This window comes from Mesorhizobium sp. M7A.F.Ca.MR.148.00.0.0, from assembly GCF_003997735.1.
In the GTDB taxonomy this organism is placed as follows: domain Bacteria; phylum Pseudomonadota; class Alphaproteobacteria; order Rhizobiales; family Rhizobiaceae; genus Mesorhizobium.
Window position 1 is genome coordinate 1 of record NZ_RZTB01000158.1, and the last position, 9951, is coordinate 9951.

The 9951-nt window shown below is 64.2% G+C and carries 9 protein-coding genes; 2 read left to right on the forward strand and 7 right to left on the reverse strand.

What is annotated here, in order from left to right:
- The first annotated feature begins 283 nt into the window (after positions 1-283).
- Positions 284-1051 (forward strand): SDR family oxidoreductase, encoded by a 768-nt coding sequence (locus EOB49_RS30895; RefSeq protein WP_127383209.1) that lies wholly within the window; start codon positions 284-286, stop codon positions 1049-1051.
- Positions 1052-1131: 80 nt separating this feature from the next.
- Here the strand turns inward: EOB49_RS30895 and EOB49_RS30900 are convergent, their stop codons facing one another.
- The 7 genes from EOB49_RS30900 to EOB49_RS30935 form a co-directional block, all read right to left on the reverse strand.
- Positions 1132-2076: an ABC transporter permease gene (locus tag EOB49_RS30900; RefSeq protein ID WP_127329779.1), complete on the reverse strand. Its 945-nt coding sequence runs from the start codon at positions 2074-2076 to the stop codon at positions 1132-1134.
- Entirely contained in the window at positions 2073-3128 is a 1056-nt protein-coding gene (locus EOB49_RS30905; protein ID WP_127329777.1) for an ABC transporter permease, read from the reverse strand. Before EOB49_RS30905 ends, EOB49_RS30900 begins: the two co-directional genes overlap by 4 nt.
- A complete protein-coding gene (locus tag EOB49_RS30910) occupies positions 3128-4618 on the reverse strand; it encodes an ABC transporter ATP-binding protein (protein ID WP_127383214.1) in 1491 nt (496 codons plus the stop codon). Before EOB49_RS30910 ends, EOB49_RS30905 begins: the two co-directional genes overlap by 1 nt.
- Positions 4619-4890: 272 nt before the next feature.
- Positions 4891-5922 carry a BMP family protein gene (locus EOB49_RS30920; protein WP_127268261.1) on the reverse strand — a complete coding sequence of 344 codons (1032 nt, stop codon included), beginning with the start codon at positions 5920-5922 and terminating at the stop codon, positions 4891-4893.
- A gap of 154 nt (positions 5923-6076) precedes the next feature.
- Positions 6077-7282, reverse strand: a complete 1206-nt coding sequence (gene pcaF, locus EOB49_RS30925) for a 3-oxoadipyl-CoA thiolase (RefSeq protein WP_127383210.1) — start codon at positions 7280-7282, stop codon at positions 6077-6079.
- Between the two features lies 1 nt (position 7283).
- Positions 7284-8081 (reverse strand): CoA-transferase subunit beta, encoded by a 798-nt coding sequence (locus EOB49_RS30930; RefSeq protein ID WP_127383211.1) that lies wholly within the window; start codon positions 8079-8081, stop codon positions 7284-7286.
- Entirely contained in the window at positions 8078-8935 is an 858-nt protein-coding gene (locus EOB49_RS30935) for a CoA transferase subunit A (RefSeq protein WP_127383212.1), read from the reverse strand. The genes EOB49_RS30930 and EOB49_RS30935 overlap by 4 nt, the downstream gene beginning before the upstream one ends.
- A gap of 122 nt (positions 8936-9057) precedes the next feature.
- Here EOB49_RS30935 and EOB49_RS30940 point away from each other — a divergent pair, with 122 nt between their 5' ends.
- Positions 9058-9828, forward strand: a complete 771-nt coding sequence (locus tag EOB49_RS30940; protein WP_127383213.1) for an IclR family transcriptional regulator C-terminal domain-containing protein — start codon at positions 9058-9060, stop codon at positions 9826-9828.
- The last annotated feature ends 123 nt before the right edge of the window (positions 9829-9951 follow it).

Here is a 9951-nt window from a genome sequence, read left to right on the forward strand (position 1 = left end):
CTCCGTCTCGGCGGTTAATCTATAAAACTTGTAGACTTTGTCGATTGCTATTTTTCGGCCAAAGATAGAATAATTTTCTCCTATCGTGTTAGAAGTTGGTAGACACTTGCTTAGAGGGAGCACTCCAACGGCCGATCCATATGGCGCGTCCGTTTTCGCTTCTGTGTCCGAATGGACCTATGGCCTTGCCCTCGCTGCACGCAATTCGTGGATTGGCCGCCCGGCGCCGGCGCGGTAGCATCGCCCAACCCGCAAAGCGAAATCGTCACATAGGGGCAGAAAAATGGGCACAAGACTGGCCGGCAAGGTCGCCATCATTTCGGGAGGAGCGACGGGAATGGGTGGAGCGGCTTCGGAGCTGTTCGCCGCCGAAGGCGCCAAGGTGGCGATCATCGACCGCAACGGCGAGGCGGCCGCCGCAACCGCAGCGACAATCAGGGCGCGCGGCCATGTCGCCGAACATTTTGTCGCCGACGTCTCCGACGAGGCACAGGTCGAAGCGGCGGTGAAGGGTGCTATCGAAAAACTCGGGCCCATCACCGTGCTGTTCAACCACGCCGGCACCATCGTGATAAAGCCTTTCCTGGAGACCACGGTGCAGGAATGGGATTGGCTGCATGCCGTCAATGTGCGCTCGATGTTCCTGATGACGCGCGCCGTTTTGCCCGGCATGATTGCGGCCGGCGGCGGCTCGATCGTCTGTACTTCGTCGATCTCGGCGGTGGCGGCGACTCCCAACGAAGTGCTCTACGACACCACCAAGGGCGCCTGCCACATGTTCGCCCGCGCCATCGCCGTCGAGTTCCGCGACCGCAACATCCGCTGCAACGCCGTCTGCCCCGGCTTCATCCGTACACCGCACGGCCTGCGCGAGGTCGCCGACCTTGGCAGGCTCGGCGTTGACGTCTCGGACGCGGCACTGGCCGCGCAGCAGGGCCGTATCGGCGAACCGGAAGAGGTGGCGAAGGCAGCGTTGTACCTCGCCAGCGACGAGTCGAGCTTCGTCAACGGCACGTATCTGTTCGTCGACAACGGTTTTACCGCGATGTGAAACGCTCAAAGGAGGCGCGAACTTGGCAGGATGCGGGTTCCTCGCCCCCACGAAGGTGGGGGAGAGGAACCCAAGCTTTGCTACCGCTCTTCCCTACGAAACGGCTTGAGCAGCGCCGACGGTGCCACCGCGTTGCGCGACATCACAGCCATGGCGACGATGGTGAAGATGAACGGCAGCATCAGGAACGCCTCGTAGGGAATGTGCCCGAGCCCGCTGGCCTGCATGCGCAGCTGCAGCGCATCGACGAAGGCGAACAGCAGCGCCGCGCCCGCCGAGCGCCACGGATCCCAGCGGCCGAACACGACCAGCGCGATCGCCACCCAGCCGCGCCCCGAGACGACGCCGAAGGTGAAGGCGTTGAACTGCGCCATCGACAGGAAGGCGCCGGCCAGCCCCATCAGCGCACCACCGAGGATGACTGCCTGAAAGCGCGTGGCGATGACACTGACCCCCGCCGAATCGGCGGCCCGCGGATTTTCACCGACCATGCGCACCGACAGGCCCCATGGCGTGCGGTAGAGCACGAAGGCGGCCAGCGGAATGGCCAAGATCGCCATGTAGACCAGCGCGAACTGGTTGAACACCGCCGTCCCGAGCACCGGGATGTCCGACAGGAGCGGGATCGGCAGTGTCTGAAACCCCTTGATGTTGGGCGGCACCGATTGCTGGCCGAAGATCAGCCGATAGAGAAAATAGGCAAGGCCCGACGAGAACAGCGTCACCCCGATGCCGCAGACATGCTGGCTGAGGCCGAGCGTCACGGTGAACAGCGCATGCAGCGCACTCATCAGCATGCCGGTCAGCACCGCAGCCAGCACGCCGAGCCACAGGCTGCCGCTGAGGCTGGCGGCGGTAAAGCCGGTCATCGCCGACAACAGCATGATGCCTTCGATGCCGAGATTGAGCACGCCGGCCCGCTCCGAGAACATTTCGCCGAGCGTCGCGAAAGCCAGCGGCGTGGCAATGCGAATGATCGCGGCCAGGAAGCCGACCTGGAATATCTGTTCGAACACCGCGCTCATCGGGCAACTCCGACGCGACGGATGCGATAGGCGGTGAACAGCAGCGCCACCAGCATGGCAAGCAATGCGGTGCCCTGGATGACGTCACTGAGGAAGGCCGGAACGCCGGTCGCCCGCGACATCGCCTCGGCGCCGGTCATCACGGCGGCAAGGAAGATCGCTGCCGGCACCACGCCGAGCGGATTGAGCCGCGCCAGCATCGCAACGACGATGCCGGAATAACCGTAGCCCGGCGAGATGTCGCTCATCACCTGGAAATGCACGCCGCCGACCTCGCCGACGCCGGCCAACCCGGCCAGCGCGCCGGACAGCAGCGCCGTCGAGATCAGCACCCGCTCGACATGGATGCCGCCATATCTGGCGGCTTCCGGGTTTTCGCCGGTGACCCTGATCCTGAAGCCGAGCGTCGTGCGCACGATCAGGAACCAGATCAGCGGCGCCGCGATCAGCGCCGCGACGACGCCGAGATGCAGTCTTGTGCCTTCGAGCAGCACCGGGAAATTGGCCGAATCCTCGATCGGCGGCGAGATCGGATAGCCGCTGAAGGAGTCCTTCCACGGGCCTTCGATCAGCGCCATCAGCGCATAATAGATGACCGAGTTGAGCAGCAGCGAACTGACGACATCGTCGACCTTGAATTTTACTCTGAGCGTCGCCGGCACCAGCGCGACTGCGGCTCCCGCCGCAGCACCGGCGACCGCCATCAAGACCATGGCGAGCGGCCCCGGCATTGGAATGGCGCCGACAAAGCAGCTGGCCACCGCGCCGGCCAGCAATTGCCCCTCGGCGCCGATGTTCCAGAATTTGGCCCGGAAGGCGACCGCGACCGCCAGTCCGGTGAAGATCATGGGTGTTGCACGCACCATCGTTTCGGTGATCGCATAGCTGTCGCCCAGCGACGCCGTGAACATCACGCCATAGGCTTCGAGCACGCCGGCGCCGGCCAGCGCAATCAGGCCGCTGCACAGGATGAGCGTTGCTCCGATCGCCAGCAATGGCAGAGCGAGGTTGAACCAGGTCGGCGTCGAGCTGCGGACCTCCAGGCGAAACATCAGCTGTGGCCCTCCGCCCCGGTCATCATCAGGCCGAGCCGCGCGATCGTCGCATCGGCGCTGTCGAGCGTGCCGACGATGCGGCCCTCATACATCACCGCGATGCGGTCGCAGAGCACCAGCAGCTCTTCGAGATCCTCGCCAATGACGATGATGCCGCAGCCCTTGGCCCGCATGTCGAGAAACTTTTCATGGATGAAGCGGGCGGCACCGATGTCAAGCCCGCGCGTCGGCTGCGAGACAACAAGCACCTTCGGATCGAAGGCAAGCTCGCGTGCCAACAACGCCTTCTGCAGATTGCCGCCGGACAATGCGCCGGCCCGGGTCATCGGCCCAGGGCACCTGATATCATAGGCCTTGATCTGCGCCTCGGCAAAGGCGCGGATCGCATCCGGCTTGAGCAGGCCCCTGCTGCTGAACGCCGCGGTGCCGATGCGAGGCAGCACCATCGAATCGGCGAGCGGCAGATTGGTCACCAGCCCTGTGGTCATGCGGTCTTCCGGGATACGTCCGAGCCCGAGCGCCTGCACCTCGCGCGGCGAAAACCGCGAGACCTTTTGGCCGGCAATCGTCATCCGTCCGGCATCGGGCGCCCGCACGCCGGAGATCACCTCCGCCAGCGCCCGCTGGCCATTGCCCGACACTCCGGCAATGCCGAGGATTTCGCCGGCACGAACGGCAAGCGATATGTCGCGCAGCGCCGTGCCCGAATGATGCGAGGTTGAGATACCGTCGAGCGTCAGCACATCAGCACCCGGCGCCGATGGTCCCCGCGCCGGCGGCACGATCTCATGGCCGCACATCAGTGTTGCCATCTCCGAGGATGTCGTGTTGGCCGGGTCATCGACGCGGCCGGCAACGCGGCCATGCCGCAGCACCGTGCAGCGATGCGTCAGCGCCCGCACCTCGTTGAGCTTGTGCGAGATGAAGATGATGCCGAGACCTTGCGCCGCCATAGAACGCAACGCCGAAAACAGCCCGTCGACCTCGCTTGGCGCCAGCACCGCCGTCGGCTCGTCGAGGATCAGCAGCATGGCGCCACGAAACAGCGCCTTGACGATTTCGAGCCGCTGCTGCTCGCCGACCGACAGCGCCGAGACCGGCAGGTCCGGGTCAAGCATCAGCCCATGCTGGCGGCCGATCTCGGCCAGCCGCGCCAGCCCGCCGGCGCGGTCGATCCGTCCTGTCTTGCCGGGAATGCCGATCAAAAGGTTTTCCAGCACAGTCAGCCGCGGCGCGAGGTGAAAATGCTGGTGCACCATGCCGATGCCGGCAGCCAGCGCATCGGCGGAACTGGTGATCCGCACCGCCTTGCCCTGGATAAGGATTTCACCGGCGTCGGGCGCATAGGCGCCGAACAGCACATTCATCAGCGTCGTCTTGCCGGCGCCGTTCTCACCCAGCAACCCGAGGATTTCGCCGGGCGCGACGCTGAGATCGACAGCCTCGTTCGCCTTGACGGCGCCGAAGCTCTTGGTGATGCCGCGCATTTCGATGAGGGGGGCGGGCGTCGGCAAGGATGCTCCTGATCGGGATTGGCTTTACGATTCAGCTTTGATTGAGAGGGATGCGCCGCACCCCCCTCTGGCCTGCCGGCCATCTCCCCCTCAAGGGGGGAGATCGGATGTCACTTCGGCTTTCGCCAATTTTCTATGCCGAAGCAGGAGTGCCGCCGACAAAGCCGCCAATCTCCCCCCTTGAGGGGGAGATGTCCGGCAGGACAGAGGGGGGCGCCTAGCACCAACCCCCAAAAGCCAGAGCGTCAATCCGAAACCGGCGTATTCTCGTCCACATCCACCCGGAAATTGCCTTCGAGGATCTCGGCCTTCTTCTTCTCGACCAGCTCCTTCACGTCCGCCGGCAGCGTCTTGTCGAACTTGTGGTAGGGCGCCAGATGCGAGCCACCCTTGGCCATGCGCGAGAAGTCGCCATAGTCCTGCGCGGTGAAGACGCCGGCCCTGACCAGCTTGATCGCCTGCTCGACCGTCGGATACATGTCCCAGACCGGGCCGGTGATGACCGTGTCGGGGCCGAGGCTCGACTGGTCGGACATGTTGGAGATCGCAAGTATCTTCTTGTCCACCGCCGCTTCGATGACGCCGAAGCGCTCGGCATAGATGACGTCGACACCGGCGTCGATCTGCGCGAGCGCCGCTTCCTTGGCCTTGGGCGGATCGAAGAAGGAACCGATGAAGGCGACCTTCTTCTTGATGTTGGGATTGACCTCCCTGGCGCCGGCGAAGAAGGCGTTGACCAGCCGGTTGACTTCCGGAATGCCCATCGCCGCGACGGCGCCGATCGTGCCCGACTTCGACATCTTGCCGGCGATCAATCCGGAGAGATAGGCCGGCTCGTGGATCCAGTTGTCGAAGACGCCGAAATTGGGTTCCGCCGGGCCGGCGCCGGAGCCGAACAGCCAGGCGGTCTTCGGGAATTGCTTGGCTGTGCGGCGCGATTCACGCTCGGCGGCGAAGGCATCGCCCAGCACCAGCTCATAGCCGCCTTGCGCATATTCGCGCATGACGCGGCTGAAATCGGCGGTCTGCACCTTCTCGGACCATTTGTACTCGATGCCGAGTTCCTTCTCGGCCCTCTGCAAGGCGACATGGATCTGGTTGTCCCACGGCTCCTCGATCGGCGTGGCGAAGATCGCCGCCACCTTCAGCTTCTTGTCCGCCGCGAAGGCTGCGCCCGGCAGCATCGCAGCAGCCAAACCGAGCGCGCCCAGCTCCAGCACATTGCGTCGCGAAAGCCCTTCGCGTTTTATCTGCGATTTATTGTTCCGGTTTTCCATTGCATTCCCCTCTGTTCGACAGCCGTGTCGAGCCGGCTGTTCGTGAAAATGTCAGACGGGGAAGTATGGAACGACGCCAGACTTTTGTCCACGTGGTCAAATTTGAACCGCGCACCGGATTCTTGATCTTAGCCGGCCAAGCAAGGGCCGCCGATCAAACCCGTTCCAGCGCGATCGCGATGCCCTGGCCTACACCGATGCACATCGTGGCAAGCGCATAACGGCCGCCATGTTCGCGCAGCTCCAGCGCCGCCGTGCCGGAGATGCGGGCACCCGACATGCCCAGGGGATGGCCAAGCGCGATGGCGCCGCCATTCGGGTTGACGTGTTCCGCATCCTCGGCAATGCCAAGCTGGCGCAGCACGGCTATGCCTTGCGAGGCAAAGGCTTCGTTGAGCTCGATGACATCGAACTGTTGCGGGGTCAGCCCAAGCCGCGCGCAGAGTTTTTGCGTCGCCGGCGCCGGGCCGATGCCCATGATGCGCGGCGCCACACCTACGGCGGCCCCGCCGAGAATGCGGGCGATCGGGGTCAGGCCATATGTCTTCACCGCCGCCTCGGAAGCGACGATCAGCGCCGCCGCCCCGTCATTGACGCCGGAGGCATTGCCGGCCGTGACTGTGCCGCCCTGGCGGAACGGCGTCGGCAGCTTGGCCAGCGCCTCGACCGTTGAGCCCGCTCGCGGATGCTCATCCTTCGAGACGACAACCGGATCGCCCTTGCGCTGCGGGATCGTCACCTCTGTGATTTCCTTCGCCAGCCTTCCATTGGCTTGCGCGGCGACCGCCTTGTCCTGGCTGCGTACGGCAAAGGCGTCCTGGTCGGCGCGTGACACCGAAAAATCCTCGGCGACGTTCTCGCCGGTTTCCGGCATCGAATCGACGCCATACTGCTTCTTCATCAACGGGTTGACGAAGCGCCAGCCGATGGTGGTGTCGTAAATCTCGGCATTGCGCGAGAACGCCGTGTCGGCCTTGGGCATGACGAAGGGCGCCCGGCTCATCGATTCGACACCGCCCGCGATCATCAATTCCGCCTCGCCGGCCTTGATGGCTCTGGCTGCAATGGTCAGCGCATCCATGCCCGAGCCGCACAGGCGGTTGACAGTCGAGCCCGGAATCTCCTTCGGCAAGCCTGCCAGCAGCAGCGCCATGCGCGCCACGTTGCGGTTGTCCTCGCCGGCCTGGTTGGCACAGCCATAGACGACGTCGTCGATAGCCTGCCAGTCGATGCCGGGATTACGCTCGACCAATGCCCTCAGCGGTATCGCGCCAAGATCGTCTGATCGTACCGAAGACAGCGAACCGCCGAAGCGGCCGATCGGTGTGCGGATGTAGTCGCAGATATAGGCCTCGGCCATGTCATGCAGCCTTTGCTTTTCCGGTTCCCTCATGCGCCGCCTTGGTGCGGGCCTGCAGGTCGCGCAATGTCTTGAGTTCGAGTTCGCTTGGCGCCGGTGTTTCGTCAAGCGCCTCCGCGAACTTAACCGCCCAGCCACAGGTGTCCTTCACCTGCTGGCGCGTGACGCCGGGATGCAGCGACACGACCGTGAATTCCTTGCTCACCGGATCCGGCTTCCAGATGGCGAGATCGGTGATCAGCAGCGTCGGGCCGGCGGTGTCGATGCCAAGCCGTTTTCGATGGTCACCACCCTCGCCATGGCCGAAGGAGGTGAAGAAGTCGATCTTCTCGACCATGCCGCGCTTGGTCTGCGCCATGGTGATGTAGATCTCCTTCGACGACGTCGCGATCTCCGGCGCGCCGCCGCCGCCCGGCAGCCGGGTCTTGGGATGGAAATAGTCGCCGATAACCGTGGTGTTGATGTTGCCGAATTTGTCGAGCTGCGCCGCACCGAGGAAGCCGATCGAGATGCGGCCGCCCTGCAGCCAGTAGCGGAACATCTCAGGCACCGCGACGGTGGTGATAGCGGTCTCGCACAATTCACCGTCGCCGATCGACAGCGGCAGCACGTCAGGCGCGGTGCCGATCGTGCCGCTCTCGTAAATCAGGGTGATATCAGGCGCATGCGTCAGCCGCGCCACATTGCAGGCGGCCGATGGCGCGCCGATGCCGACGAAGCAGACATCGTCGTTGCGCAGCGCACGGCTGGCGGCGATGGTCATCATCTCGTTGGGGGTGAATCCCGGATTGTCGCTCATGCCGCTTTCCTCAAATGCTCGACCCGGGCCGCGAAATCGTCGGCGCTCTTCTCGATCACGTAGGCCTGCATCCACGCCAGGAATTTCTCGCGGTCGGCGGCGATCTCGTCCCATTCGAGATAGGCCGCATTGTCGCGCGCATAGTAGCCGTGCGCGTAGGACGGATGCGAGCCGCCGGGCACGACCGATATCGCCGCGATCGTCCAGCGCGGCAGCACGGTCAAATTGGGGTGCAGATCGTCGAAATTGTCGACGACTTCCTCGACGGTCACCACCGCGCGTTTGGCCGCCAGCACCGCTTCCTTCTGAATGCCGATGATGCCCTCGACCAGCACATTGCCTTTCCTGTCGGCCTTCTGGGCATGGATGAAGGTGACGTCAGGCCGGATCGAAGGGACAGCGGCCAGCACCTCGCCGGTGAACGGACAGGTCACCGACTTGATGTTCGGGTTGACCGCCGCGAGGCCAGCACCGCGATAGCCGCGAAACACCGCGCAGGGCAGGCCGGCAGCACCCGCTTCATAGGCATTGGCCATGCCGGCATGGCTGTGCTCCTCGATTTCGAGTGAGCGTGGAAAGCCGTTCTCGATGGCATCGCGGGCGCGCCGTAGCAGGCCGACGCCGGGATTGCCGACATAGGAGAAGACAATCTTCTTCGCCATGCCCATGCCGATCATCTGGTCGTAGATCAGGTCCGGCGTCATGCGGATCAGGGTCAGGTCGCGAAAACCCTGGCGGATCGCCTCATGCGCCGCCGCCGTCGGGATCAGATGGGTGAAGCCCTCGAAGGCGACGGAGTCGCCATCTTTCAAATTCTCGGCCACGGCCTGTTTGAGCGGCAGGAACTTGACCATCGCATCGGCTCCGGGTTTTCAGAAAGTTCGTATTGCGAACATATGTTTTGTATGCGATACTTTCTACGCTGAGCGAGGGCGAGGAGTCAATCCTGACGCCGATGCCGTTCCGCGGAGACAAGATGGACGAAGCGGCTGTTTCCCGTGATCATGTCGGCTCGCTCGAGCGCGGCCTCGCCGTCATGGAGATCCTGGCCCGCCATCCCTCGGGCATGACGCTGACAGAAATGGCGGAGGAAGCGGGCCTCCCCCGCGCCGGCGCCCGCCGCTTCCTGCTGACACTCACCGCCACCGGCTATGCAACACAGGCCGGCCGCGTGTTCTCGCTGTCGCCGCGCCTGCTGACGGTTGCCCGCACCTGGCTCGGCGGCGCCTCGCTATGGGCCTTCGCCGCGCCCATCATGCGCTCTGTGGCAGCACAACTGAACGAGGCCTGCTCGGCGGCCATCCTGTCGGGTGAGGATGTCGTCTATGTCGCCCGCATTCCCGGCCGCCGCATCCTCAGCGTGTCGCTCGACGTCGGCACCAGGCTGCCGGCCTACTGCACCTCGATGGGACGCATCCTGCTTGCCGGCCTGACATCAGGGGAATTGGACGCATTCCTCGGTCAGGCGACCATCGAGAGACGGACACCGAAGACGATCACCGATATCAGGCTGCTGGCCGGCGCCATCGGCAAGGCGAAAGCGGACGGCTTTGCCATCGTCGACGAGGAACTGGAGCTCGGCCTGCGCTCGATCGCGGTGCCGATCCGCGACCGCGCGGAGCGCACGGTCGCGGCCATCAACGTCTCGACTCAGTCGGCGCGTTTTTCGGTGGCGGAGATGGAGCGGGAGATACTGCCGGTGCTGGTTGAGGCCAGGCAGCGCATTGAGGATTTTTTTGTCGTCTAATCAATCGCCCGAAACCTCTTCAAACGCCAGCGCCGCCCCTCATTGCCCTGCCGGGCATTTCTCCCCGTTGACGGGGAGAAAGTAGCTGGCGCAACGCCATCGCCTTTCCTGCAACATTGGCGA

Coding starts and splice junctions, on each gene's coding strand:
- EOB49_RS30895 (WP_127383209.1), top strand. CDS start 284: ATGGGCACAAGACTGGCCGGCAAGGTCGCCATCATTTCGGGAGGAGCG.
- EOB49_RS30930 (WP_127383211.1), bottom strand. CDS start 8,081: ATGAGCGACAATCCGGGATTCACCCCCAACGAGATGATGACCATCGCC.
- EOB49_RS30920 (WP_127268261.1), bottom strand. CDS start 5,922: ATGGAAAACCGGAACAATAAATCGCAGATAAAACGCGAAGGGCTTTCG.
- EOB49_RS30905 (WP_127329777.1), bottom strand. CDS start 3,128: ATGTTTCGCCTGGAGGTCCGCAGCTCGACGCCGACCTGGTTCAACCTC.
- EOB49_RS30900 (WP_127329779.1), bottom strand. CDS start 2,076: ATGAGCGCGGTGTTCGAACAGATATTCCAGGTCGGCTTCCTGGCCGCG.
- pcaF (WP_127383210.1), bottom strand. CDS start 7,282: ATGGCCGAGGCCTATATCTGCGACTACATCCGCACACCGATCGGCCGC.
- EOB49_RS30935 (WP_127383212.1), bottom strand. CDS start 8,935: ATGGTCAAGTTCCTGCCGCTCAAACAGGCCGTGGCCGAGAATTTGAAA.
- EOB49_RS30940 (WP_127383213.1), top strand. CDS start 9,058: ATGGACGAAGCGGCTGTTTCCCGTGATCATGTCGGCTCGCTCGAGCGC.
- EOB49_RS30910 (WP_127383214.1), bottom strand. CDS start 4,618: ATGCGCGGCATCACCAAGAGCTTCGGCGCCGTCAAGGCGAACGAGGCT.